Source organism: Paraburkholderia strydomiana (assembly GCF_031456815.1).
Taxonomy (GTDB): Bacteria; Pseudomonadota; Gammaproteobacteria; order Burkholderiales; family Burkholderiaceae; genus Paraburkholderia; species Paraburkholderia caledonica.
In genome coordinates this window covers 923470-949362 of the sequence record NZ_JAVDVL010000001.1, presented here as the reverse complement: position 1 = coordinate 949362, position 25893 = coordinate 923470, and the positions used below count along the sequence as shown (strand labels likewise).

The 25893-nt window shown below is 63.6% G+C and carries 23 protein-coding genes; 18 read left to right on the top strand and 5 right to left on the bottom strand.

What is annotated here, in order from left to right:
• Positions 1–9 precede the first annotated feature (9 nt).
• Positions 10–1569: a sensor domain-containing diguanylate cyclase gene (locus J2W46_RS04250; protein WP_204521883.1), complete on the top strand. Its 1560-nt coding sequence runs from the start codon at positions 10–12 to the stop codon at positions 1567–1569.
• A 66-nt stretch (positions 1570–1635) separates the two neighbouring features.
• Here J2W46_RS04250 and J2W46_RS04245 read toward each other — a convergent pair whose 3' ends face one another.
• Complete coding sequence (locus J2W46_RS04245; RefSeq protein WP_310351552.1) at positions 1636–2700, bottom strand: VTT domain-containing protein; 1065 nt, start codon at positions 2698–2700, stop codon at positions 1636–1638.
• Between the two features lie 228 nt (positions 2701–2928).
• Here J2W46_RS04245 and J2W46_RS04240 point away from each other — a divergent pair, with 228 nt between their 5' ends.
• Positions 2929–3837 (top strand): DMT family transporter, encoded by a 909-nt coding sequence (locus tag J2W46_RS04240; RefSeq protein ID WP_310351549.1) that lies wholly within the window; start codon positions 2929–2931, stop codon positions 3835–3837.
• A 39-nt stretch (positions 3838–3876) separates the two neighbouring features.
• Here the strand turns inward: J2W46_RS04240 and folE are convergent, their stop codons facing one another.
• Together folE and J2W46_RS04230 are read right to left on the bottom strand one after the other, a co-directional pair.
• A complete protein-coding gene (folE, locus tag J2W46_RS04235) occupies positions 3877–4515 on the bottom strand; it encodes a GTP cyclohydrolase I FolE (protein ID WP_020066629.1) in 639 nt (212 codons plus the stop codon).
• Positions 4516–4641: 126 nt separating this feature from the next.
• Positions 4642–5571 carry a LysR family transcriptional regulator gene (locus tag J2W46_RS04230; RefSeq protein WP_020066628.1) on the bottom strand — a complete coding sequence of 310 codons (930 nt, stop codon included), beginning with the start codon at positions 5569–5571 and terminating at the stop codon, positions 4642–4644.
• A 436-nt stretch (positions 5572–6007) separates the two neighbouring features.
• Here J2W46_RS04230 and J2W46_RS04225 point away from each other — a divergent pair, with 436 nt between their 5' ends.
• The 5 genes from J2W46_RS04225 to pcaC all read left to right on the top strand — a co-directional run bounded on the left by J2W46_RS04225 (position 6008) and on the right by pcaC (position 10060).
• Positions 6008–6715, top strand: coding sequence for a 3-oxoacid CoA-transferase subunit A (locus J2W46_RS04225; protein WP_020066627.1), 708 nt, complete (start codon positions 6008–6010; stop codon positions 6713–6715).
• A 13-nt stretch (positions 6716–6728) separates the two neighbouring features.
• Positions 6729–7388: a 3-oxoacid CoA-transferase subunit B gene (locus tag J2W46_RS04220; RefSeq protein ID WP_020066626.1), complete on the top strand. Its 660-nt coding sequence runs from the start codon at positions 6729–6731 to the stop codon at positions 7386–7388.
• A 106-nt stretch (positions 7389–7494) separates the two neighbouring features.
• The gene (locus J2W46_RS04215) at positions 7495–8874 is read left to right on the top strand and encodes a 3-carboxy-cis,cis-muconate cycloisomerase (RefSeq protein WP_310351546.1); all 1380 of its coding nucleotides are present in this window, start codon (positions 7495–7497) and stop codon (positions 8872–8874) included.
• Positions 8875–8879: 5 nt separating this feature from the next.
• A complete protein-coding gene (gene pcaD, locus J2W46_RS04210) occupies positions 8880–9671 on the top strand; it encodes a 3-oxoadipate enol-lactonase (RefSeq protein WP_310351544.1) in 792 nt (263 codons plus the stop codon).
• A complete protein-coding gene (gene pcaC / locus J2W46_RS04205) occupies positions 9668–10060 on the top strand; it encodes a 4-carboxymuconolactone decarboxylase (RefSeq protein WP_020066623.1) in 393 nt (130 codons plus the stop codon). The genes pcaD and pcaC overlap by 4 nt, the downstream gene beginning before the upstream one ends.
• Before the next feature lie 59 nt (positions 10061–10119).
• Here pcaC and J2W46_RS04200 read toward each other — a convergent pair whose 3' ends face one another.
• Positions 10120–10869, bottom strand: a complete 750-nt coding sequence (locus J2W46_RS04200; protein ID WP_131318304.1) for a TetR family transcriptional regulator — start codon at positions 10867–10869, stop codon at positions 10120–10122.
• 411 nt (positions 10870–11280) lie between these two features.
• On the opposite strand from J2W46_RS04200, the gene J2W46_RS04195 reads away from it, so the two are divergent.
• From J2W46_RS04195 to J2W46_RS04145, 11 genes are all read left to right on the top strand, one after another.
• Positions 11281–12864, top strand: coding sequence for a 6-hydroxynicotinate reductase (locus J2W46_RS04195; RefSeq protein ID WP_310351539.1), 1584 nt, complete (start codon positions 11281–11283; stop codon positions 12862–12864).
• Positions 12865–12885: 21 nt separating this feature from the next.
• Entirely contained in the window at positions 12886–13827 is a 942-nt protein-coding gene (locus J2W46_RS04190) for a UPF0280 family protein (RefSeq protein WP_310351536.1), read from the top strand.
• Entirely contained in the window at positions 13803–14393 is a 591-nt protein-coding gene (locus J2W46_RS04185; protein WP_310351533.1) for an amino acid synthesis family protein, read from the top strand. Before J2W46_RS04190 ends, J2W46_RS04185 begins: the two co-directional genes overlap by 25 nt.
• An 81-nt stretch (positions 14394–14474) precedes the next feature.
• The gene (locus tag J2W46_RS04180; RefSeq protein ID WP_310351529.1) at positions 14475–15059 is read left to right on the top strand and encodes an amino acid synthesis family protein; all 585 of its coding nucleotides are present in this window, start codon (positions 14475–14477) and stop codon (positions 15057–15059) included.
• A gap of 174 nt (positions 15060–15233) precedes the next feature.
• Positions 15234–17174, top strand: coding sequence for an ABC transporter permease (locus J2W46_RS04175; protein ID WP_087753613.1), 1941 nt, complete (start codon positions 15234–15236; stop codon positions 17172–17174).
• Positions 17171–17980 carry an ABC transporter ATP-binding protein gene (locus J2W46_RS04170; protein WP_020066616.1) on the top strand — a complete coding sequence of 270 codons (810 nt, stop codon included), beginning with the start codon at positions 17171–17173 and terminating at the stop codon, positions 17978–17980. The genes J2W46_RS04175 and J2W46_RS04170 overlap by 4 nt, the downstream gene beginning before the upstream one ends.
• A complete protein-coding gene (locus tag J2W46_RS04165; RefSeq protein WP_310351524.1) occupies positions 17977–18690 on the top strand; it encodes an ABC transporter ATP-binding protein in 714 nt (237 codons plus the stop codon). Before J2W46_RS04170 ends, J2W46_RS04165 begins: the two co-directional genes overlap by 4 nt.
• A 41-nt stretch (positions 18691–18731) precedes the next feature.
• A complete protein-coding gene (locus tag J2W46_RS04160; protein WP_020066614.1) occupies positions 18732–19931 on the top strand; it encodes an amidohydrolase family protein in 1200 nt (399 codons plus the stop codon).
• 31 nt (positions 19932–19962) lie between these two features.
• Positions 19963–20469, top strand: coding sequence for a (2Fe-2S)-binding protein (locus J2W46_RS04155; RefSeq protein ID WP_027776255.1), 507 nt, complete (start codon positions 19963–19965; stop codon positions 20467–20469).
• Positions 20466–24089 (top strand): molybdopterin cofactor-binding domain-containing protein, encoded by a 3624-nt coding sequence (locus J2W46_RS04150; protein WP_310351523.1) that lies wholly within the window; start codon positions 20466–20468, stop codon positions 24087–24089. Before J2W46_RS04155 ends, J2W46_RS04150 begins: the two co-directional genes overlap by 4 nt.
• A 101-nt stretch (positions 24090–24190) precedes the next feature.
• Complete coding sequence (locus J2W46_RS04145) at positions 24191–25399, top strand: ABC transporter substrate-binding protein (RefSeq protein WP_087753582.1); 1209 nt, start codon at positions 24191–24193, stop codon at positions 25397–25399.
• A gap of 142 nt (positions 25400–25541) precedes the next feature.
• Here the strand turns inward: J2W46_RS04145 and J2W46_RS04140 are convergent, their stop codons facing one another.
• Positions 25542–25793 (bottom strand): hypothetical protein, encoded by a 252-nt coding sequence (locus J2W46_RS04140; RefSeq protein WP_020066610.1) that lies wholly within the window; start codon positions 25791–25793, stop codon positions 25542–25544.
• Between the last annotated feature and the right edge of the window lie 100 nt (positions 25794–25893).

The following is a 25893-nucleotide window of genomic DNA, read 5'->3' as shown; positions in this document are numbered from 1 at the left end:
AACGCGCAGGTGGCAAATCGAGCGCATTTGCAGGGGCGACGCTGGCGCAGGACCTTCCGGCATGGAGCAGGCAGCGTCGCGCGTTATGTGGGCAATCGTCCGGTATTGGCGGGTGTGGCCGGTACGCTGGTCGCGGTGGCGATGGCGGCGCTCACGTTGCTGACGCTCCTTAGCGGCCGCACTGACGCGCTCGACCATGCGCGCGAAACGTCGCAGAACCTTGTGTCGATCATTTCCAGCGATCTGGAGAGGAACGTCGAAATCTATAACCTCTCGTTGCAGGCAATGGCCGATGGCGCGCAGCGTCACCTGGGCGCCGGGCTGCCTCCCGACGCGCAGCGAGCAGTGCTGTTCGACCGTGCTACGACGGCCGCGTATCTCGGCGGCGCGTATATTCTGGGCCCGCAGGGCGAGGTGATCGCTTCGCAAAGCGGCGACATCAACCGGGATGCCCGCTTTACTGACCGCGACTATTTCATGGTCCATCGGCGCAACGCGGCCGCGGGTCTTTATCTGTCGCATCCGTTCCGCTCGCGCTTGCGCGATGGCAAGTTGTCGATCGGGCTCACCCGGCGGGTCAACGACGCCAATGGCAACTTTGCCGGCGTCGCATTGCTTGCGATTCGCATCGAGTACTTCCAGCGCCTGCTCGAACGAATCAACATTGGCAAGCAGGGCTCGGTATTCATCGCGATGGACGACGGCACGCTCATCGCGCGCAAGCCGTACTCGCCGCAAGATATCGGCGCGAGCATTGCAAGGTCTCCGAGCTTCGTCCGCATGGCCGCGCACAACGCCGGTTCCTATGTGGCGCCTTCCGCGGTCGACGGTGTCGAGCGCATGTTCACCTACGCGCACGTGCCGGGCACCTCGCTGATTGCGGTTGTTGCGCCCGCCGTCGACGACGTGCTGGCGCCGTGGCGTCGTCGCGCGACGATTAGCGGCGCATTGACGCTCGCGTTCGGCGCAGTCTTCGTGGCGGTGTCGTGGCTGCTGGCGTTTGCGCTGCGCGGCAAGTTGCGGGCGCAGGCTGCGCTGACGCGCCTCGCCGCTACAGATCCGCTAACCGGGCTTAGCAACCGCCGTGTGCTCGATAACCGGCTCGACGAAGAGTGGCGTCGCGCGCGGCGCACGGGCCAGCCGCTGTCGGCACTCTTTATCGACATCGATCATTTCAAGCACTTCAACGACACACACGGGCATGCAAGCGGCGACGAGGCACTGAGCGCGGTGGCCGAATGCATATCGACCGCGGTGCGCCGTTCAGTCGACGTGGTCGCTCGCTATGGCGGCGAGGAGTTCGCCGTGATACTGCCGGACACATCGGCCGACGGAGCACTCACGGTCGCCGAAAAGATTCGCCGAAGAGTACAGGCGCAAGACATTCTGCAAGGCGGCGATGACACAGTGGCGGTCACGGTGAGCGTCGGTTGCGCGACCTGCGTGCCCGCGCAAGGTGCGAACGCATTCGACCTGCTCGCCGCGGCCGACCGGCAGCTTTACGTGGCAAAAGCGGCGGGCCGCAATCGCGTCTCTGCCGCGCAGTCGCCCATGCGTTCGATGACTTAGCACGCGCCGTTATTGACTAGCTTGAAGCACACGAGGCGAGGTTAACCTGAACGGCGCAGCCGGCACTCATGCGCTTGCGCGGCTTCGCGGCGCGAAGCCGCGCAGTGTCACGGCGTTTCTTGCGTCACCATGTAGTCCGCCGCGCAATCCGCCAACTGACTGCGCTGGCCGGCTCGCGCTCGGCTCGTCGGCCAGCAGCAGGCCCACCGGGAAGCCGCGCCGCTGCCATGCATCCAGCCCTCCGCGAAGCGCACGAATCCGCGTATAGCCGTAGTTGCGCATCCGCACACTGATCTCCGCAGCCGTCGCGCTGTCCGGACACACGCAGTAAATCACCATGTCGTAAGCGCGCAGCGCGAAGTCGATCTGTTCGGGCGAGTGCGGGTCGAGTGCGAACGCGCCCGGAATCGGCGACTCTGCGTCGGGCGCCGCGCCCGGCGGACGTGCGTCGAGCACCTTGGGTGTCGGCTTGCGGGCCGCCGCGCGGCTCGACGCTTGCGGTTGCGCGCCGCCATCGGCGAGCGCAGCTTGCCGGCGTGCCCGCCGCTGCAGAAAAAGTCGATAGGCGAGATACAGCAACGCGGCGCCCAGCAGCAAATCGATCACCGTGCCGCCTTGCGCTCTAACGAACTCGAACAGTATGTGCAATTGCCGTTCCGCTGCCGCTCCGCCGAGCAGCCAGAAAGCGGCCCACGCCATTGCGCCAGTCAGGTCCCAGATCGCATAGATGCGGGCATCGACGGCCGTGGTGCCCATCAGCGGGGGCGTAATCAGCGCGAGGCCAGGGACGAACTTCGAGATGGACACCAGCGGCACGCCGAAGCGCTCGAACATCGAGCGCGCCTGTTCGACCCGGGCATCGAGAGCGGGCAGCAGTTGACCGAGTACGCCGATCAGCCTGCGGCCGTAGAGGCGGCCGGCCGTGAACCACAGGCCGTCGCCGATCAACGCGCCGAGCACAGCGGCGCATAGCACCGGCCAGAACGACAGCGTGCCCGCCGCGATCGCGGAGCCGGCAAACAGCAACACGGGGACGGCGGGAATCGGCACGCCGAGTCGCGTCAACAGCACGTTGCCGAAGACGACCGCGCCGCCCCAAGTGGATACCGCCGACGACGGAAACTCTACCAATTGAGCGGCTCCTGGGTTCTTGTTGGGAAGTTGAAAGCGCGCCTATTGTTGCCTGGCTCGACTGCCGATGCAAAGACCGTTCCCGTCGCGCTGTGGCTTCTCCCTTCGATCAGGATACTCGATCGATCTCCCGCGGGGCCACTGCGCGACGCGCTGCAATTTCGTTCAAGACCGCCTGCCGACGCATGTCTAAGCTGCGTGCTCGTCCCTTTGCCTCGGAGATGCCGGATGAACTCACGGTACATCGGTTATATGTGCTGCGCGCTGGCGATGGTCGGCGTCGGCAGCACCGTGGTGGTGAGCAAGTCGATCGCGGCGGGATTGCCGCCGTTCAGCGCAACCGCGCTGCGCTTCGCGATTGCGTTCCCATTGTTTGTGCTGATCATGCGCTGGCGCGGCGTGCGCTGGCCGCGTCTGGACCGGCGCGACGCCGCGCTCGTGGTCGCGCAGGCCGCGGCGGGCAGCGTCGGCTATACGGTGTTGCTCATCAGCGGGATGAAACTCGCCTCCGCCGGCGATGCGGGCGTGATCGCCGGCACGTTGCCCGCGGTGTCGGCGATAGTCGCGATGCTGGCGCTGGCCGAGCGGCCGTCGCCTTCGCTGCTCGGTGCAGTCTGTCTTGCCACGGCGGGCGTGCTTGCTTGCACCGTGCATCGCGGCGAAAGCGTTGCGTCCCATCCGGGCGGTTCTTCTATCGTGGGCAACGCGCTGGTGTTCGCGGCAATTGTCTGCGAGGCGCTCTTCATTCTGCTCAATCGCAAGCTGCGCACGCCGGTTGCGCCGCTGCCGTTGTCGGCGTTGATGTGCGGGATCGGCTTCGCGGTATCGATCGTGCCCGCGTACTTTGAAAGACCCTGGAGCTTGCCGCTCGACGCCGGCGCTCTGAGCGGCGTGCTGTATTACGCGCTGGTGCCGACCGTGGCCGGCTTCGTTCTCTGGTATGAAGGCGCCGCGCGCGTGAGCGGCGCGGAGGCCGGCTCGACGACCGCGCTCGTGCCGGTCAGTGCGTTGGCGTTGGCCGCGCTGCTATTGCACGAGCCGGTTAGCGCGGCGCAACTCGCGGGCGTTGCCTGTGTGCTCGGCGCCGTGATGCTCGCGACGTTCGGGCAACCGCGCAGCACGCGCAAGGCGGCGTGAGCCACGCGTGGTGCTGCGCGTTCGGCTGGAAACGTGCTCTTACGTGTTGGGCACCGCGACGGCGCCAGGATTGCCGACGATCGCCAGGAACTCGCGGCGCGTGGACGGGTCCGTGCGGAACGTGCCGAGCATGCGCGACGTGACCATTGTCACGCCGGCTTTGTGCACGCCGCGCGTCGACATGCACTGATGCGCGGCTTCGAGAATGACGCCCACGCCCGCCGGTTGCAGTACGTCGTTCAACGTATCGGCGATCTGCACGGTCATCTTTTCCTGGATCTGCAGGCGCTTCGCGAATGCGTCGACGAGACGAGCGAGCTTTGAGATGCCGACGACGCGGTGCTGCGGCAGATACGCGACATGCGCGCGGCCGATGATCGGCACCATGTGATGTTCGCAATAGCTTTCGAAGCGGATGTCCTTCAGCACGATCATCTCGTCGTAGCCGTCCACCTCGGAAAACGTGCGAGCGAGGATTTCGCGCGGATCGACCTGATAGCCCGCATAGAACTCTTCGTAAGAGCGCACCACGCGCGCCGGTGTGTCGAGCAGGCCCTCGCGCTGCGGATCGTCGCCGGCCCAACGCAGCAGCACGCGCACGGCTGCTTCTGCTTCTTCACGGCTCGGACGGCCGTTCGTGGCCGCCGGTGTGGTTTGTTCTGTCTTGCTGCTGGTCATCCGTCGCTCCTCCGGGATCGCGCGTCGGGCCAGGATGGAGCGCGCGGGTTCATGAGTGGGCTCATTGTTCCATGTTTTAGGCCGGATCGTGCCGATGCCCCTTCCGACGTCGCGGGGCTGACGGTTTCATTTCGGCCACTCGTCCATTGCGTCGTTGAAGAGCTGCGCGACCACGCCGCGCAGCCAGCTTCCGCGCGGATCGTTATGAAACTTGCGATGCCAGTGCTGCCGCAAATCGAAACGCGGCAGCGGCAGAGGCGGCTCGACGAGCGTGATCGACGCATGTTCCGACACATACGCGAAGCCGATCGCATGCGGCACGGTCGCGATCAGATCCGTGCGCGCGAGGATGAACGGCAGGCTCATGAAGTGCGGCGTCTCCAGCACCGCCCGCCGCTTGATGCGCTTTTTCACCAGATATTGTTCGAGGACTTCCTGGCTGCGCCCTTCGGCGCGCACCACCGCGTGCCCCGACGCGACGAATTGCGCGAGCGTGAGCGGCGCCTTTGAAAGCGGATGACCGGCGCGCATCAGGCAAATGAAGCGGTGCGTGAAGAGCCGCTGCTGGAAAAAGTTATTACCCGACAGGTCCGGAAAGTAGCCGACCGCCAGATCGACGTCGCCCGATTCGAGCCCGCGTTCGACATGCGCTGGCGACAGCGATACGGAACGCAGGTTCGCATGCGGCGCGCGCTCGGCGAAGAGTTGCAAAAGCCGTGGCAAAAAGACGATCTCACCGACGTCGGAAAGTGCGATCGAGAACGTATGCGTGCTCGTGTCCGGGTCGAACTCCTGCGCGTCGAGCATGCCTTTCTCGATCCGCAGAAGCGCGTCGCGCGCGGCCGGGAGAATGGCGAGCGCGCGAGGCGTGGGCTCCATACCTTTGGAAGTGCGCACGAACAGCGGGTCGTCGAAATACTCGCGCAACCTCCCGAGTGCCGTGCTCACGCGCGGCTGGCTTACACCGAGTTGCTCGGCCGCGCGGCTGACGTTGCGGGTGTCCTCCATTGCGACGAGGTACGGGATCAGATTCAGATCGAGGTTGTTGTCCGACATGCTTTTAGGCCGGCGGCCGTAGGTGCTATTCGATATATGGATAAAGGGTAGCCGAATAATTGCCATGCGGGATAGTGGAGTTTCTTTTGCTTGCCGAGCCGGAAGAGTGCACGCGAGACCAACAGGCGCGCACCCCGGACGTTGGCAACCTATGATTAAGGGAAAGTCCGCGCCTTGACAATGCAGTTAAAGCGCAACCATAATCGCCGAATCGTTCGCTAAACGAATCACTGTTCACTTTGCGAACAAACCGAGCGAGCTGGCAGATGATTCGTCGCACACAGAATCGCCGCGCGGACTCAATGGAACCAGGCGGTGGAGAACGGGCGAAAGCAGCCCCAAGGTTTGCACGGCCCGCATCTGTCTGGAGACCGCCCGCGTAGGCAGCCGTCACGGCGATGCCCGGCGTGCGTAGCGCCTCACAAGGAAATTCGACATGATCAACAAGATTTTCGAGTCACTTCAGTCGGCGGTCGCCGACGTCCACGACGGCGCGACTGTCATGATCGGCGGCTTCGGCACGGCCGGCATGCCGTCGGAGCTGATCGACGCGCTGATCGAGCAAGGCGCGCGCGAACTCACCATCGTCAACAACAACGCGGGTAACGGCGACATTGGCCTTGCAGCGCTGCTCAAGGCAAAGCGTGTCCGCAAAATCATCTGCTCATTTCCGCGCCAGACGGATTCGTATGTGTTCGACGCGCTGTATCGCGCCGGCGAAATCGAACTCGAACTCGTGCCGCAGGGCAATCTGGCCGAGCGCATCCGCGCGGCGGGCGCGGGCATCGGCGGATTTTTCACGCCGACCGGCTACGGCACGAAGCTCGCTGAAGGCAAGGAAACGCGACTGATCGACGGCAGGCACTATGTGCTCGAGTCGCCGCTGCATGCGGATTTCGCGCTTATCAAGGCGTATAAGGGCGACCGCTGGGGCAACCTCGTTTATCGTAAGACGGCTCGCAACTTCGGGCCGATCATGGCAAGTGCGGCGAAAACCGCGATCGTGCAGGTGTCGGAAGTCGTGCCGCTCGGCGCGCTCGATCCGGAAAACATCGTGACGCCGGGCATTTTCGTGCAACGCGTGATCGAAGTGCCGCAAGCGGCACATGCTCCGCTGCCCAATCCCCGCGACGCTGCCGCCTGAACCGGAGACCGACATGAAGAAACTGACCCGCGATGAAATGGCCAAGCGCGTTGCACTGGATATTCCGGAAGGCGCGTATGTGAACCTCGGTATCGGCGTGCCGACGCTGGTGGCGAACCACCTCGCAGCCGACAAGGAAATCTTCCTGCACAGCGAAAACGGCCTGCTCGGCATGGGCCCCGCGCCCGCGAAGGGCGAGGAAGACGATGAACTGATCAACGCCGGCAAGCAGCATGTCACGCTGCTGACGGGCGGCGCGTTTTTCCACCACGCCGATTCGTTTGCGATGATGCGCGGCGGCCACCTCGACTTTTGCGTGCTCGGCGCGTTCCAGGTGTCGGCGAAGGGCGACCTCGCGAACTGGCATACGGGCGCACCGGACGCGATTCCTGCTGTCGGCGGCGCGATGGATCTCGCCATCGGCGCGAAACAGGTCTACGTGATGATGGAGCACCTGACCAAGCAGGGCGAGAGCAAGATCGCCGCTGAATGCACGTACCCGGTGACGGGCGTCGGTTGCGTCGATCGCATTTACACGGACCTGGCCATGATCGACGTCACCGATCAGGGCCTCGTGGTGCGCGAGATTTTCTCGGATATCGACTTCGACGCGCTGCTCAAACTCACGGGTGTGCCGCTGATCGACGGTACGCAGGACGCGCGCGCCGCGTAATCGCGGCATGGCGAGCGGGCGCGCGGCGGCACGCATGCTGCCGTGCGCCCCGCGTTTCGCCGAGCAGTGCTACATTCAATAAAATCATCCGGCCATCCACGTCATCATGCTCGACTCCAGCGGTCGCCTCACCGGCCTTCTTTGCGGCACACAGCCGATGAACGACATCTGGTCGCCGCGTGCCACGCTGCAACGCATGCTCGACGTAGAAGCGGCGCTTGCGCGGGCTTCGGCAGCGCACCATGTGATTCCTGAAACGGCGGTACAGGCAATCGAAGCAGCGTGCCACGCCGATCAACTCGACGCGGACGCGCTAGCGCGCGACGCGGCGCTCGGCGGCAACCTCGCGATTCCTCTCGTCAAGCAACTCACCGCACGCGTGAAAGCGGCTGACGCCGAAGCGTCGAAATACGTGCATTGGGGCGCGACGAGCCAGGACATCATCGACACCGCAACGGTGCTGCAACTACGCGACACCTTCAATCTGCTCGACAGCGGTTTGCAAGCCACTTGCGACGCAATCGCGAAACTTGCGGCCACCCATCGCGCGACGCCGATGATCGGCCGCACATGGTTGCAGCAGGCGTTGCCGATCACGCTCGGCCTGAAATTCGCGCAATGGCTCGATGCGTTGTTGCGTCACCGCGAGCGGCTCGATGCGCTGCGTGCGCGCGCGCTCGTGCTGCAATTCGGTGGCGCGGCCGGCACGCTGGCGAGCCTTCGCGATGCTGCGCCGCAAGTCACCCAAGCGCTCGCGCAAGAACTCGGCCTCACGGTGCCCACATTGCCGTGGCATACGCAGCGCGACCGGATCGCGGAGAGCGCATCGTTCTTCGGCATGTTGATCGGCACGCTCGGAAAGATCGCGCGCGACATCTCGCTGCAAATGCAAACCGAGATCGACGAACTCGCCGAGCCTGCCGCTGCGGGCAAAGGCGGATCGTCGACGATGCCGCACAAGCGCAATCCGGTTGGCTGCGCAGCGGTTCTCACGGCGGCCACGCGTGCGCCCGGACTCGTCGCCACGGTATTCGCGGGCATGGTGCAGGAACACGAGCGCGCGCTCGGCGGCTGGCAGGCCGAATGGGACGCGCTGCCCGATCTTGCACGGCTTGCTGGCGGCGCGCTCGCCAACATCGAACAGATCGCGACTGGACTCAACGTGAACGTGCCGCGCCTTGCCGCGAATCTCGACGTCACGCACGGGCTGATTCTCGGCGAAGCGGTCATGCTCGCGCTCGGCGACAGCATCGGCCGCATGGACGCGCATCATCTCGTGGAGCGCGCGTCGAAAGCCGCAATCCACGACGGCCAGACGCTTTTCGATGTGCTGTCCGCAGATGCGGCCGTGACCCAGCATCTTTCGGTCGAGCGCCTGAAACAACTGCTCGACCCCGCTCAATACGTCGGCCAGGCGCACGCATATGTGGACGCCGCGCTGGCGCTTCATACCGCGCGTTCAGAGCGCGCCCCTTCGAAGGAGTAACCGGCATGCCTTACGCCGCAGTCAACGGCACGGAGCTTCACTATCGGATCGACGGCGACCGTCACGGCAATGCACCGTGGATCTTGCTGTCGAATTCGCTCGGCAGCGACCTGTCCATGTGGACGCCGCAAGTCGCGGCGCTGTCGAAGCACTTCCGCGTGTTGCGCTACGACACGCGCGGCCACGGCCATTCCGAAGCGCCGAAAGGTCCGTACACGATCGAACAACTGAGTGGCGACGTACTGGGCCTGATGGACACGCTGAAGATCGCGCGCGCGAATTTTTGCGGCGTGTCGATGGGCGGGCTGACAGGCGTCGCGCTGGCCGCTCGTCATGCGAATCGTTTTGAGCGCGTCGTGCTCGCCAATACGGCGGCGCGAATCGGCTCGCCGGAAGTGTGGGTGCCGCGCGCCGCGCGAGCGCGCACGGAGGGCATGCTGGCGCTGTCGGACGCGGTGTTGCCGCGCTGGTTCACTGCCGATTACATCGAGCGGGAGCCGGTGGTGCTCGCCATGATTCGCGACGTATTCGTGCACACGGACAAGGAAGGTTATGCATCGAATTGCGATGCGATCGACGCCACCGATCTTCGCCCCGAAACGCACGGCATCAAGCTGCCGGTGCTCGTGATCAGCGGCACGCACGACGTCGCGGCGACGCCTGCGCAAGGACGCGAACTCGCGCAGGCGATTCCAGGCGCGCGTTACGTCGAGCTGGACGCGTCGCATATTTCCAACATCGAGAAGGCCGATGCTTTCACGAAGACAGTCATCGACTTTTTGACGGAGCCGAAATGAACGACGAAGACCGATACGAAGCAGGAATGGGCGTGCGCCGTGCAGTGTTGGGCGATGCGCACGTGGACCGCTCGCTCGCGAATCGCACTGAGCTGACTGAAGAGTTTCAGAACTTCATTACGCGTTATGCGTGGGGCGAAATCTGGACGCGCGATGGCTTGCCGCGGCACACGCGCAGCCTGCTGACCATTGCAATGATGGTTGCGTTGAATCGCAGCGAAGAACTTGCGCTGCATTTGCGCGCGGCGAAAAACAACGGCGTGACGCGTGAACAGATCAAAGAGGTGTTGCTGCAAACCGCCATTTATTGCGGTGTGCCGGCGGCCAACTCCGCGTTTCATCTCGCCGACAAACTGTTCCGCGAGGACGACGCCGCAGCGAAGCAGTAAGTTGGCTGGCTGCAGTCATGCTTTAACGATACGACGCGCGCCCGATACGGCGCGCGTTTTTACATTGCGCGCCGTGCGGGCTCGGTTCCGCGACGTGCATTGGCATCGACGTCAGTCCCGGCAGCTGCATCCGGGCGCACCTGAGCTACCGAGTCGATCCGGACAGCGCGCAATACGGTGTCCTTGATAACTTCGCGCCAATGCGCGAGCGCCGCCTTGTCCATTAGCGACTCGCCGAGAAACGCGCCCAACGTGTACTGGTTCGCGTTATAGAAATAGCCGAGCGATGCGATCAGCAGATACACGTCGCGCGCCTCTACGTCGGCGCGGAAAACGCGCTGTGCCTTGCCTGCATCCAACAGCTTTTGCACCACGGAGATCGCATAGCCCGAGATCTCCTTCAGCTTCGAAGACTTCTTGGCGTGCTTGCCTTGATGCAGATTTTCGCTCGACAGCAGCGTAACGAACTCGGGGTGGTCGAGGTAGTACTGCCAGACGAACTCGACCATCTGTTCGAGGCCGTGCACCGGATCGTCCAGGTCGAGATCGAGCTTGCTCTCCGCTTCGTTGAACTGCGTGTAGATCGTTTCCAGTACTTCGATAAACAACTGTTCCTTGCTGCCGAAGTAGTAATAAATCATTCGGTCGTGCGAGCGCGCAGCCTTCGAAATACTTTCCACGCGCCCGCTTGCATAGCCTTGCTTCGCGAAGACCTTGATTGCCGCTTTCAGTATCTTGGCGCGCGTGTCTTGCGCCTGTTTCGCACGGATGCCGGTGGCTCCCGGTTTGCGAGCGGCAGTGGAACTCATGGCGGTCCAATATCTCTTTTGGCGTCGTTAAACGGTTTGCACCTTGCGACCTTGCGGCTGCTGTTCGCCAGGGCAGATACGCGTCCTTATCATACAGCGGGCCTTGCATAGTGCGAGTGCTGCCGGGTGTTATGAATGCTGCGAGTACCACTGCTTCGGCGCAAACTGGAAGATCGATCCAACGCGCGCTCTTTAAATGCCGCGTTGCACCATCCGCATACGCACGGGAAACACATTGCGCAGTCTATTTTGATCGAGTAGATTTGCAAGAACTTTGGTGTAGCGGATACTACACGAACGGTAAGTGACCGCAACATGAAATTCGCGAGTCACACGAAACGTCCCTTGAAACAAGGGCTATTCGTCAGCCGGGCAGGACCGATTGTAATGTCGTCGTATGGGAACCCCACCATGACAGAACATACGAAGGTCGATTTCGGTGCGGAGCGCGTCGACGGCGAAACCGCCTCGACGCCCGGCCCCACCGTGCTCGAGAAGGCGGCGCCGCGCAGCGAGCGAATGGCGTCGAACAAGATCGAATGCAATGCCTGTCCGGTGCTGTGTCAGATATCGGAAGGCCGTACCGGCGCATGCGATCGCTATGCGAATGCAAGCGGACGGCTCATTCGCGTCGACCCGGTGGTGTTTCTATCCCGCGCAAACGAAGCGGACTCCACGGTCGAATTCGGTGCATCGTCAGATGCTCAAAATGATCCTGCCGAACAGGCGCTTTTCGTGACCGGTGTCGGCGCATCGTCCACTTACCCCGACTACAAACCCGCGCCTTTTATCGTTGCCTCGAAGCGCGACGACGTCGACATGATCACGGTCGTCACCGAAGGCATTTTCAGCTATTGCAGCTTCAAGGTAAAAATCGACACTGACCGCTTTCTCGGTCCAGAGCAGGCCAACGTGCGCTGTCAAGGTGAGATCGTCGGGCATGTGACGACGGCCGAATACGGCTCGCAAATGTTGAGTCTCGGCGGCGTGCATCATCTGACCGGCGGCAGCAAGAAAGAAGGCCGCGTGACTTGCGACATGATGCTCGCCCTCGGCAATAAACAGGCGGTGGAGTTGAGCATCGACGGCGGCGCGAGCCTCGCGATTCGCGCCGGTGCCGCGCCGGTTGTCGACGGTGTCGAAGAGCGGCGCATGCGCGTGGGTTGCGGGTCGGCGACTATCGGTATCTTCGCTAAACAATGGTTCGGACACGCGGACGAAGTCGTCGTGGTGGACGATCACATCACCGGCGTGCTGACCGAACATCAGGCGGGGCGCTGTCTGGGTATGACACGCTCCGGCATCAGGATTCGCGGACGCAAGTCGACGCCCGGCCGCTACTTTCAGGTGGCGAATCCCGGCATTGGCTGGGGCGGCACCGACATTCAGGACCCGCTTGCGATTATCGAAGGCTTCGATCCTGCACTTGCGAAACCCGGCATGCGCCTGCTGATGGTGTCGACCACCGGCGAACACGCGCAGTGGTATGAGCTCGATCAGGATCTCGTTCCGCGCATGGCCGAGATGCCCGATGCGGTGCGCAGAACAGTGGAGCGGATCGGCGAAAACTGCGAGCCGTCGCTTGCAACGGTGCTGTTTCTCGGCGGCGCGGGCGGCAGTCTGCGCGCGGGTGCGACCGAGAACCCTGTTTTGCTCACGCGCGCGATCAAGCAGAAGCTCGTCAACGTGACATGCGGCGGCGCGCCGGCTTATGTGTGGCCGGGCGGCGGCATTACCGTGATGGTCGACGTATCGCGCATGCCTGACCGGTCGTTCGGTACTGTACCGACGCCCGCGATTGTCGCGCCGATCGAATTCACCATGACGTACGACGCCTATCGCGATCTCGGCGGCCATCTGGATGCAGTGCGTTCATTGGAAAACGTGTTGATCAACGGTCCGGAGCATACCGAAGGCGCACCGCTTGCGCGCCGCATGGTGGCCGCCAATCCGGACAACCCGTGGCCACCCGTCATGCCGCCAATGCTCGGCTAACCGGACTGTCACGACAACGCTATGAGCCCAACCCGCATCCGCATCGACGCAACCCGCTGGCATTGGCAGCACGGGCCGATCGATCTGATCCTCGGCGCCGACGGAGAACCCGCCGCGCTGCAAGCTGCTTTTGATGCGTGCTGGACGCGTTTCGTGGACGTATTGCCTGAACTGGTCGGTGAATTAAAAATGCTTCGGCGGCCCATCAGCGCCGACGCGTCGCCTGATGATTGCGCGCTGCAAGGCCATGTTGCGCGCCGCATGTGGTCCGCGTGCCATCCGCACCGCGCGCGTTTTATCACGCCAATGGCGGCCGTTGCAGGCAGCGTCGCCGACGAACTGATCGCTGCATTCGCGCGTGAAGGCATCTCTCGCGCGTTCATCAACAATGGCGGCGACATAGCGTTTTATTTGACGGAAGGCAGGCAATATCGCGTCGGTGTTTTTGCGGACGTCTCGCAAGCGCTCGCGAAGGTGCAGCGCCGAGGCGGCGACGCGCTCGACGCCAATCTCACGCTCGACGCGAACGCGCCCGTTCGCGGCATTGCCACGAGTGGTTGGCGCGGCCGCAGTTTCAGTCTCGGCATCGCGGACAGTGTGACCGTGCTCGCACGCAATGCGGCAAGCGCCGACGCTGCCGCGACGATGATCGCCAACGCCGTGAATCTCGATCATGCAGGCATCGTACGTGTACCGGCTTCGTCGCTGAAGGACGACACCGATCTGGGCGACCGGCTTGTTACCGCCAACGTGCCTTCGCTGCCACAGCCGCTCGTCGATTTCGCACTTGCACGCGGCGTTGAGGCCGCGCGGCGTTTGCTCGATAGCGAGATCATTGAAGGCGCCGCATTGTTCTTGCAAGGACGAGTGCGAGTCGCCGGTATGCACGGCACGAGCGGGTTGCTTTCGCATCGCGCTCAAACAACAACGGAGGTTCCGTGTTCGAAATACGCCGCGTGCTGACGCACGTCGAAGACATCTTCCACGAGTTCGGCCCCGCGCCCGCACAGCCGTTGCGCCGCGGTGCCATTGCCGCTGTGATGACGAACCCGTTCGCCGGCCGCTATGAAGCGAACATCGAACACGCGATAGAAGCGCTCAAGCCCATCGGCGTCGACATGGCGCAACGGCTGCTCGCGGCGATGGCGGTCCCGCATGCGTCGATCGAAGGTTATGGCAAGGGCGCGATTGTCGGCTCGCGTGGCGAACTCGAACACGGCGCGTTGTGGCATGTGCCAGGCGGCTATGCGATGCGCGAGTTGCTGGAGAAAAACGGCGTGCCCACCAACGCAATCGTGCCGTCGACGAAAAAGATCGGCGCGCCGTCCACCGCGCTCGACGTACCGCTTACGCATGTGAATGCGAGCTACGTGCGCAGTCATTTCGACGCGATCGAAGTACGCGTGCCCGGCGCACCGTCCGCCGACGAAGTGGTGTACATCCTCGCGATGAGCACCGGTCATCGCGTGCATGCGCGCGTCGGCGGACTGGCGAAAGAGGCGATTGTGGGCAAGGACGGCCTGCGCTAAACCACGGTGAAGGTTGCAACGGGCGCACGAACAATACAGAGCAACACAGAGCAACGCAGGCATGGAAACACGGAGAGCGAAATGGCAATCAGGCTTCGCAAGCTAGTCGTGCAAGTGGACGAAACACGCATTGAAATGGGTCAGAACGTCGATCCGCCGGCACGCCGCGCGGTGGCGATCGCGGTGATCGACAACCCGTATGCGGGCCGCTTCGAAGCGAAGCTCGACGCACTGATCGAGGCCGGCGAGGAACTGGGCGCGCTGCTCGGCAAGAGGTGCGTCGAAGCGCTCGGCATCGAACCGGGCGACGCGCAAAGTTACGGCAAGGCCGCGATTGTCGGCGAGGCGGGCGAACTCGAACACGCCGCCGCGATTCTGCACCCGAAGCTCGGCGCGCCGTTGCGCGCGGCGGTCGAAAAGGGCGCGGCGCTCGTGCCGTCGGCGAAAAAAATGGGCACGCTCGGCACCGCGATCGACGTGCCGCTCGGCCATAAAGACGCCGCTTTCGTGCGCAGTCATTTCGACGCGATCGAGGCGCGCGTGTCGGACGCGCCGCGCGCCAACGAGATCGTGGTCGCGGTGGCCGTGACCGCGTCGGGCCGGCCGTTGCCGCGTGTCGGCGGTTTGCAGGCAAGTCAAATCAAGGGCGAGGATGGTTTGCGCTGATGCTTGCGCCGGGATTTGCACGCGATTTTTTCACGGCTTCCCGCAAGGGCTTTCTTTCAGGTAGTGTGCTGCCGTTGATGCGTGCGAGCACGGTGCCGTACGCGCCGCAACGTCTGCTGTTCGAGCCTCTTGCCGTTTTGCGCGTGGATCGTCAGCAAGCTGCCGAGGGTCTCGATGCTTTCGAATTTGCTGGTACAACTGGTCAACGGACTCGCCGACGCGTCGACGCTATTTCTCGTCGCCGCCGGCTTGTCGTTGATCTTTGGCGTAACGCGCATCGTCAACTTTGCGCACGGCTCGTTCTACATGTTCGGCATCTACGTGGCCTACAGCATCGCCAGCCGTTTCGGACACACCGCGGGCGGCTTCTGGCTTTCGGTGCTGGCCGCCGCGCTGGTCGTGGCGGTGCTCGGCGCGCTCGTCGAGGTGATCGTGCTCAGGCGCATTTATCAGGCGCCTGAGCTGTTCCATCTTCTTGCCACGTTTGCACTCGTACTGATCTTTCGCGACGCCGCGTTGTGGCTATGGGGACCCGAAGATCTGTTCGGACCGCGCGCGCCGCATCTTGCGGGCGCGGTGGATTTTCTCGGCCATCCGTTGCCGACGTATGACATCGCATTGATCGTCATCGGCCCGGTGGTTTTGCTCCTGCTCTGGTATGCGTTGACCCGTACGCGTTGGGGCACGCTCGTGCGCGCGGCCACTCACGATCGCGAGATGCTTGGCGCGCTCGGCATTAATCAGGCTTGGCTGTTTACAGGCGTGTTTTTCGTCGGCGCATTTCTCGCCGGATTGGGCGGTGCGCTGCAAGGGCCGCGTATGTCGGCGAACCTCTCGCTCGATCTGGAGACGATCGGCAATGCGTTCGTGGTCGTCGTGGTCGGCGGCATGGGGTCGATTCCGGGCGCGTTCGTCGCGGCGCTGATCATCGCCGAGATCAAGGCGCTGTGCATCGGCATCGGACATGTGACGTTATTCGGCGTCGGTCTCTCGTTGAGCCGCTTTACGCTGGTTGCGGAATTCGTCGTGATGGCTGTTGTGCTCGTGGTGCGGCCCTGGGGTTTGCTCGGTCGCGCGAGTGCCGCGGTGCGGGGCATGGCTGCGCCCGAAGCGCCTCTGCGTCCTGCGGGAAAGCGGCTCAAATGGCTTGCCGCGATTGCACTGCTAGTCCTGTTGCTCGCGCCGCTCACGGCGAATGCGTTCCCGTATATGCCGGTGCTGCTCGTGGAAATTCTCATCGCCGTGCTGTTCGCGACGAGTCTGCATTTCATCATGGGGCCCGGCGGCATGCATTCGTTCGGTCATGCTGCGTATTTCGGGCTAGGTGCATATGGCGCCGCGCTCTTCCTCAAGGTGTTGAATCTGCCGATGGAAGCCGCCTTGATGCTCGGACCGCTTCTGGCCGTTGCAGGCGCGCTGGTGTTCGGGTGGTTCTGCGTGCGCCTTTCCGGCGTGTACCTCGCGATGCTGACACTCGCGTTCGCGCAGATCGTGTGGTCGGTCGTTTTCCAATGGGACGATGTGACGGGCGGCAGCAACGGCATTCTCGGCTTGTGGCCGTCTAACTGGCTGTCGTCGCCGGTGGCGTTTTATTACCTGACGCTTGCGTGTGCGGTGATCGGCGTATGGCTCCTGCGCCGCATGTTGTTCTCGCCGCTCGGTTATGCAATGCGCGCGTCGCGCGATTCGGTGCTGCGCGCGGAGGCGATCGGCATCGACGTGAAGCGCGTGCAATGGGCCGCTTTCGTGATCGCGTCGCTGTTCTGCGGTCTCGCAGGGTCGTTGTATGCGTTCTCCAAGGGCACGATTTCGCCGGAGGTGATCAGCGTGAGCCGTTCCGTCGACGGCCTCGTGATGGTGCTGCTCGGCGGCTTGCAAACGCTCACCGGGCCGATAGTCGGTGCGGCTGTCTTCACGTGGCTGCAGGACACCGTCGCGCGGCAGACCGATTACTGGCAAGCGCTGCTGGGCTTCACGATTCTGTTGCTGGTTATCGCGTTTCCGCAGGGCATCGTCGGCTTTATCCGCGATCGTTTTGGCGATGACACGGCCGACAACGCTGAGAAGAGCGGCCCGCAACCGTCGCAACGCACGGCGATCAAGGAGGGGCTATGAGCTTGCTGCACGTATCCGGCCTCTGTAAATCGTTCGGCGGCCTGAAAGCGGTGGACGACGTTTCGTTCACGCTCGAAGCCGGACAGCTTCTCGCATTGCTCGGGCCTAACGGCGCGGGCAAGTCCACTTGCTTCAACATGGTCAACGGACAATTATCGCCCTCGTCAGGCTCTATCCGTTTCGACGGACACGAACTCGTCGGCATGCGTCCGCGCGACATCTGGCGGCTCGGCGTGGGCCGGACATTCCAGATCGCGGCGACCTTCAACTCAATGACGGTGCTCGAAAACGTGCAGATGGCCCTTGTCTCACGCGAACGCAAAACCTTCGGCGTGTGGAAGCCCGCGGCTTCGCGCTATGCAGATGAAGCGTTCGCGCTGCTCGAACAGGTCGGCATGGCCGCCGACGCGAACCGCGCATGCGGCGTTCTCGCGTATGGCGACGTGAAGCGTGTCGAGCTGGCCATTGCACTCGCGAACCGGCCGAAGCTTCTGTTGATGGACGAGCCTACTGCAGGCATGGCGCCGAAGGAGCGCAACGAACTGATGGCGCTGACCAAGCGGCTCGTCACGGAGCAGAAAATCGGCGTGCTGTTCACCGAGCACAGCATGGACGTGGTGTTCGCTTACGCCGACCGGATGATCGTGCTCGCGCGCGGCAAGCTGATCGCCGAGGGCGACGGTGACACGATCCGTAACGACCCGCGCGTGCAGGAAGTGTATTTCGGCACCGGCAAGACGTTTCAGCCGCACGCTGCGCTGCACGACATGGCGGCTGGCCATGCTGCAAGGGGAGCGCTGCAATGAGCGAGCCGATGCTGAAAGTAGCGGGCCTCAACGCGTTTTATGGCCGCGCTCACATTCTGTTCGATGTCGGCCTGGAAGTGGGCCGCGGCGAAGTTGTCGCGTTGATGGGCCGCAACGGCGCAGGCAAATCGACCACCATGAAAGCGGTAATGGGCCTGCTGCCGCGCCGCCAGGGAGAAGTCATCTTTCGCGGCCAGAATATTGCTGCGTTCGCGCCCTACAAGATCGCTCGCATGGGCATGGGCTTCGTCCCGGAAGACCGGCGTGTCTTTGCCGATCTGACAGTGATGGAGAACCTCGACACTGGCCGCCAGCCGCCGCGCGAAGGCGCGCCGCAATGGACGCCGGAGAAGCTGTTCCGTCTGTTTCCCAATCTCGGCGAAATGCCGAAACGCCCCGGCGGCCAGATGAGCGGCGGCGAGCAGCAGATGCTCACGGTATCGCGCACGTTGATGGGTAACCCGTATCTCGTGTTGCTCGATGAACCGTCCGAGGGCGTGGCACCTGTGATCGTCGAGCAGATGGCCAATATGATTCTCGAACTCAAGCGCGAAGGGCTATCCATTCTGTTATCCGAACAGAACCTGCACTTCGCGGAGCTGGTCAGCGACCGCGCGTATGTGCTCGAAAAAGGGCAGATCCGTTTTAGCGGCACGATCGGCGAACTGGCAAGTAACGAAACAGTGAGGCGCGCTTATCTGAGCGTTTGAGTCGCGCGTGATTAGGACAGTCGTTGCGAAAGGAGAGGCAGATGGCAGCAGAGACGTTGACAGGCTTGTCGGGCAAGGTCGCGGTAACGAACATCGGGCTGCTGTTATCCGGCGACATCGATCAGCCGATTCTCGACGCCGACACGCTGGTGATCGACGACGGCGTGATCGTTGCTGTGGGCAAAGAGAAAGACTGCGACCTTGAAGGCGCGCGCACCACGGTGGATTGCAAGGGTACGACCGTCGCGCCCGGCCTGATCGATTCGCACGTGCATCCGGTATTCGGCGACTGGACGCCGCGCCAGAACCAGATGGGCTGGATCGAATCGAATCTGAACGGCGGCGTGACAACGATGATCTCCGCCGGCGAAGTGCATTTGCCTGGTCGTCCGAAAGATGTGCTCGGCGTGAAGGCGCTGGCGATCACCGCGCAGCGTTCGTTCGAAGGCATGCGCGGCGCGGGTGTCGGCGGCGGCGTCAAGGTGATGGCGGGCGCGCCGGTCATCGAGAAAGGCATGGTCGAGGAGGATTTCAAGGAGCTGTCCGAAGCGGGCGTGAAGCTGCTCGGCGAAGTCGGTCTCGGCAGCGTGAAGGCCGGTGAGGAGGCCGCGCAGATGGTTGCGTGGGCGCGTAAGTACGGCATTCAGAGCACGATTCATACGGGCGGCCCTTCGATTCCCGGCTCCGGTCTGATCGACCGCGACGTGGTGCTGGAAGCCGATGCCGACGTGATCGGCCATATCAACGGCGGGCATACGTCGCTGTCTTACCGGCATGTATGCGATTTGTGCGAGCAGTCGAGCCGTGCGCTCGAGATAGTGCACAACGGCAACGAACGCATCGCATTGCTGACGGCTCGTCATGCGGTCGAACTGAAATGCCCGCACCGCATTATTCTCGGCACTGACAGTCCCGCTGGCTCCGGCGTGCAACCGTTGGGCATTCTGCGGATGATCGCGCTCATTTCCAGTCTCGCGGATGTGCCCGCTGAAATCGCGTTCTGCTTCGCGACCGGCAATACCGCGCGTCAGCGGAACTTGCGGCAGGGCTTGATCGAAGTGGGACGCCCCGCCGACCTCGTCTTCATGGACCGCGCACAACATACGGCGGCTGACACGCTGCTCGAAAGCGTGCAGCTCGGCGACATTCCGGGCGTTGGCATGGTGATGATCGACGGTTTGATCCGTTGCAGGCGCAGTCGTAATACGCCGCCCGCGACCGAAGTGCCGGTCGTGCTGTGAGCACGCAACGTTTAGCGCGCGCGGTGTGCTCGTGAACGGGCCGGCGCCGCTCGCGCTGAAAGTGAACGGCGCGACGCATCTCGTCAGCGCCGCCGCCGACACGCCGCTGCTTTATCTGTTGCGCAACGATCTCGCGCTCAACGGTCCAAAATTCGGCTGCGGACTGGGCGAATGCGGCGCATGCACGGTGCTGCTCGACGGCGTGCCGACGCGTGCGTGCGTGACGACCGCCAAAGTGGCATTAGGCCGCGAAATTACCACGCTCGAAGGATTGGGTACACGCGCCGCGCTGCATCCAGTGCAACAGGCTTTTATCGAAGAGCAGGCTGCGCAATGCGGCTATTGCCTGAGCGGGATGATCATGACGGCGAAGGCGTTGCTCGATCGCGATCCGCATCCCAGTGTGGAAACGATCCGGCGCGAGTTGTCGCGCAACCTGTGCCGCTGCGGCACACATGTGGAGATCGTGCGTGCTGTGCAGCGCGCCGCTGAACTACTCGCGTCGCAAAAGAATGCTTCCGAAGGGGCGCGCGCATGACAGGACCGGATATCAGCGTCGACCGCCGGGCCACTGTGCCGTCGCGCAAGCAGTTGTATGACGCGCAGAGCGTGCTGATCGTCATGCGCGCGCCGCAAGCGCCGGTCAAGCCGGCTGTCGGGCAACCCGGCTCGCGGTCGTCGTTTGTTCCAGGCGAGCCCGATATGTTTCTCGCCGTCCGCGACGACGGCAGCGCGATCGCTTTCAACGGCCATGTCGATCTCGGCACCGGCATCGGCACCGCGCTGGCGCAGATCGTCGCAGAAGAACTGGATCTGCCTTTGACGCGCGTTTCGATCGTGCTTGGCCATACGAACGAAACGCCGAATCAGGGGCCGACTATCGCAAGCGCCACGATGCAGATAACCGCAGTGCCGCTGCGGCATGCGGCGGCGCAGGCGCGTCAATGGCTCCTCGCGCAGGCGGCGGCGCGCTTCGGCGTGGATGTGGAAAAGCTCGCTGTACGCGACGGCATGGTGTTCGAACAAGACGGCGACAACGCGGTAGAGAAAGCAAGACGCATCGGCTACGGCGAGTTGATCGCAGGGCAGCGAGTCGAATTGCAGCTGACCACCGACGCGCCTTTGAAATCGCCGCACGCCTACAAGATTGTCGGCAAGAGCGCGCCGCGCGTCGACATTCCCGCGAAGGCAACGGGCGAATTGAGCTTCGTGCACGACGTGCGTGTGCCCGGCATGCTGCACGGCCGCGTAGTGCGCCCGCCGTATGCGGGGATTGCGCAGGGCGATTTTGTCGGCAACAGCCTGCTGCATGTCGACGAAGAATCGATTCGCGACTTGCCCGGCATCGTCAAAGTAGTCGTCATACGCGACTTTGTAGGCATCGTGGCTGAACGTGAAGAAGTCGCGCAGCAGGCCGCGAAGCGGCTCCATGTGCAGTGGAAAGCCGCCCAACCGTTGCCGCCGCTCGAAACCAGTGAAGAAGTAGAAGCCGCATTGCGTGCAAATCCGGCGAAACGGCGCGACCTCGTGATCGACGGCGATGTCGACGCGGCGCTTTCGCAGGACGCGAGCCGCACGCTGAATCGCACTTACGTGTGGCCGTTTCAGATGCACGCGTCGATCGGCCCTTCGTGCGCGGTCGCCGATTATCGCGAGGGCGCGCTGAAAGTGTGGTCGGGTACGCAGAACCCGCATTCGCTGCGCGCCGACCTTGCATTGCTGATGTCGATGGACGAGGCGCTCATCGACATCGTGCGGATGGATGCGGCCGGCTGCTACGGTCGCAATTGCGCGGATGATGTCGCCGCCGACGCCGCTCTGCTCTCGCGCGCGACCGGCGCCCCGGTGCGCGTGCAACTGTCGCGCGAGGACGAGCATGCGTGGGAGCCGAAGGGCGCGGCGCAATTGATGGATGTGCGCGGCGCGTTGAGCGCCGAAGGCGAACTGGCGGCTTACGACTTCGCGACGCGTTATCCGTCGAATGACGCACCTACGTTGGCGCTGCTGCTGACCGGCGTGCTGTCCGCGCAGCCGCAGGTCTTCGAAATGGGCGACCGAACGGCGGTGCCCCCATACGATTATCGGTCGATGCGCGTGGTCTGCGACGACACGCCGCCCATCGTGCGTGCGTCGTGGCTGCGCGGCGTGTCCGCGTTGCCGAACACGTTCGCGCACGAGTCGTTCATCGACGAACTCGCGGCCGAAGCGGGCGTCGATCCGGTCGAATTTCGCCTGAAGCATTTGAGCGACCCCCGTGCCGTCGACCTCGTGAAGGCGGTCGCCGAGCGTGCGGACTGGCAGCCGCGAGAGCCGCGGACCGACCAGCCGCGGGAGGAGGGCGACATCGCGCGCGGCCGCGGTATTGCTTACGCACGCTATGTGCACAGCAAGTTTCCCGGCTTCGGCGCGGCGTGGTGCGCGTGGGTCGCCGACGTCGAAGTGAACCGCCGAAGCGGCGAACTCGCGGTAACGCGCGTGGTGGTCGGCCAGGACACGGGCACCATGATCAATCCCGACGGCGTGCGTCATCAGATTCACGGCAACGTGATTCAGGCGACGAGCCGCGCACTGAAAGAGCGCGTGACGTTCGACCAGAACGCGGTGACGAGTCAGGAGTGGGGTGCGTACCCGATCCTCACGTTCCGTGAAGTGCCCGTGATCGACGTTGTGATGATGCCGCGCCACGGCGAGCCGCCGATGGGCGCGGGCGAGTCCGCGTCGCTGCCCGGCGCGGCGGCGATTGCGAATGCGCTGTACGACGCGACCGGCGTGCGTTTTCGCAAGCCTCCTTTCACGCCCGAAACGATCCGCGCCGCGCTCGCCGATGCGCAGGCCCAAGACGCCGCGTCGCGCCGCAAAAAGCGCTGGCGTTTGGGTTTTCTCGGCGCATTTGCCGCGGGCGCTGCGGGCTGGCTCGGTGCGTCGGCGTGGGCGCCGCCGCCCATTGCGCCGATCGCACCGCCGCTTGCCAGTGCGTTCGCGCCGGAACTCGTCGCGCGCGGCAAGCTGCTGGCCTCGCTCGGCAATTGTGCGGTGTGCCATACGGCGCGCAACGGTGTGCCGAACGCCGGCGGCAAGCCGCTCGAGACACCGTTCGGCACGGTCTACAGTACGAACATCACGCCCGATGCGCGGACGGGCATCGGCTCATGGTCGCTCGAAGCGTTCGTTCGCGCGATGCGCGAAGGCGTTAGCCGCGACGGCCATCGGCTGTATCCGGCGTTTCCGTACACGTCGTTCAGGAACACTTCCGACGACGACCTCAAGGCGCTCTACGCGTACCTGATGTCGCAAACGCCGGTTCGCTTCCGTCCGCCGGAAACGAAGCTGCCGTTTCCGTTCAGCGCGCGTCCGCTGATGGCCGCATGGAATGGCTTGTTCCTCGGACGCAATACGTTCGTTGCGAGCGCGACGCAAAGCGCGCAGTGGAATCGCGGCGCGTATCTCGTCAACGGTCTCGGGCATTGCAGCGCATGCCACACGCCGCGCAACGCTTTCGGCGCCGAGAAGACCGGCGCGGCGTTCATGGGCGGGGGCAGCGCGGAAGGCTGGGAAGCGCCCGCGTTGTCGTCGCTCTCAAACTCGCCTGTGCCGTGGAGCGAAGACGAACTGTTCAGCTATCTGCGCTTCGGGCACGCGCCGCTGCATGGCGTTGCGGCTGGCCCGATGGCGCCGGTCGTCGCAGATCTCGCTGCGTTGCCCGACAGCGATATTCGCGCGATGGCAAACTACCTTGCGTCGCTCAATCCCGTTGAAGCGAATGTCGATACCGCCGCGATGGCGCGTCAATACGAACACGCAAGCGCGATCACCGGGACGCCGTCCGGCGTCGGCGCACGGCTTTTCGACGGTGCATGTGCCGCCTGTCACCACACGGGCAGCGGGCCGCAACTGTTCGGCGCGCATCCGTCGCTGGCGCTCAATACGAATCTGCACAGCGCGACGCCCGATAATCTGATCCGCGTGATACTCGACGGCATCGGCTCGCCTGCGCGGCCCGAACTCGGTACGATGCCGGCTTACCGCGACAGTTTCAACGACGCCCAGGTCGCCGAACTCGTGACGTATCTGCGGCAGCAGTTCGCGGGCGGCAAGCCGGCCTGGCAGGACGTTGCCGCAAGCGTCGCGCGGATTCGCGCAACGCCGGTCGCCGAGTGAGCGTGCCACGCAGCGAACGGTCGACCGTTCGTTCGAGCGCCGCTGCAATGCCGGACAGAAAACCAACGCATTCCCGCAATCCCTTTGATACGGAGAAACGCATGACCACGCGCGCAAGATGGATCTCTCGCCTCACGCTATCGACGGTGCTGTCGTTCGCCGCCTTCGCCGCGAACGCACAGCAGACCATCAAGATCGGCGAAATCAACAGCTACAAGGCGCAGCCGGCCTTTCTCGGTCCTTACAAGAACGGCTGGAATCTTGCACTGGAACAGATCAACGCTGGCGGAGGCGTGCTCGGCAAAAAGCTCGAAGTCGTTTCGCGCGACGACAACGGCAACCCCGGCGACACGATCCGCGTCGCGCAGGAACTGATCGCGCGGGAACAGGTGCAACTGCTGTTCGGTGGTTTTCTGTCGAACACAGGGCTCGCGCTCACCGACTTCGCGAAGCAGAAGAAGATCTTTTTCCTTGCCGCCGAACCGCTGACCGACAAGATCGTTTGGGCGGACGGCAACAAATATACGTATCGCCTGCGTCCTTCCACGTACATGCAGGTTGCGATGCTCGTGCCCGAAGCGGCCAAGCTGAAAAAGAAGCGCTGGGCGCTGGTGTATCCGAACTACGAGTACGGACAATCGGCGGTCGCGACTTTCAAGAAACTGTTGAGCGCCGCGCAACCTGACGTGCAGTTCGTTGCCGAGCAGGCCACGCCGCTTGGCAACGTGGACGCGGGCGCGGTCACGCAGGCAATCGCCGACGCCAAGCCCGACGCTATTTTCAACGTGCTGTTCGGCGCCGATCTCGGCAAGTTCGTGCGTGAGGGCAATACGCGCGGCCTGTTCAAGGACCGCAGCGTCGTTTCCTTGCTGACGGGCGAGCCGGATTATCTCGATCCGCTGGGTGCCGAAGCGCCGGCCGGCTGGATCGTAACGGGCTACCCGTGGTATTCGATCGACACGCCGGCCAACAAGAAATTCGTCGACGCGTATCAGGCGAAGTATCACGACTATCCGCGGCTCGGCTCGGTGGTCGGTTATTCGGCGCTCATGTCGATTGCGGCCGGCATCAAAAAGGCGGGTTCCGTCGATACCGACAAGCTCGCGGCGGCTTTCAAGGGCCTTGGCGTGGAAACGCCGTTCGGGCCGATCACCTATCGCGCGCAGGACAATCAGTCAACGATGGGTGCTTACGTCGGCGTGACCGGTCTGAAGGACGGCAAAGGCGTGATGACGTCGTATCGCTATGTCGACGGCGCGAGCGTTCAGCCGTCGGACGCCGAGGTGAAGAAGCTGCGGCCCGCCGAGTAAGCTTCCTGTGGCGGCGCGAGCGTGCCGCCACACCTGCGGCGGTCCATGCCGCAGGCGTCCATCCATGCCGGCGCCGACGAGGCGTGGATGAGGCGCCGGGCCGCCGGCCGATCTTCCGGCCGGCTCGCTTGAGCCGAAGGCGCTATTCCTCGGCGTCGTGCTCGGCCACAAAGCGCCTCAGATACGCCAGCACGGCTGCCTCGGCCGCGCGATGATCCGCGGTACTCTTTGAGCCGGCGTTCTCTTCGTCGCCGAACAGCGACGAAGGCGCGTCGTGCACGTCGATTTCCTGCCCCTCGCGGAAGATGCGAATCTCGTGGACGTCTTCCGCGTATTCGGCAATCCAATGCACGCCTTCAATATGCGCACCCGCGCGCACGGTGGGGATCTTCATGGATGTCTCCCGTTCGAGCCGGTCAAGTGCCAACTCTTGATGACACCATACGCCGTCGAAGTGAACGGCGCGAGTCCCGGCAGCTTGAATGACCACCCCG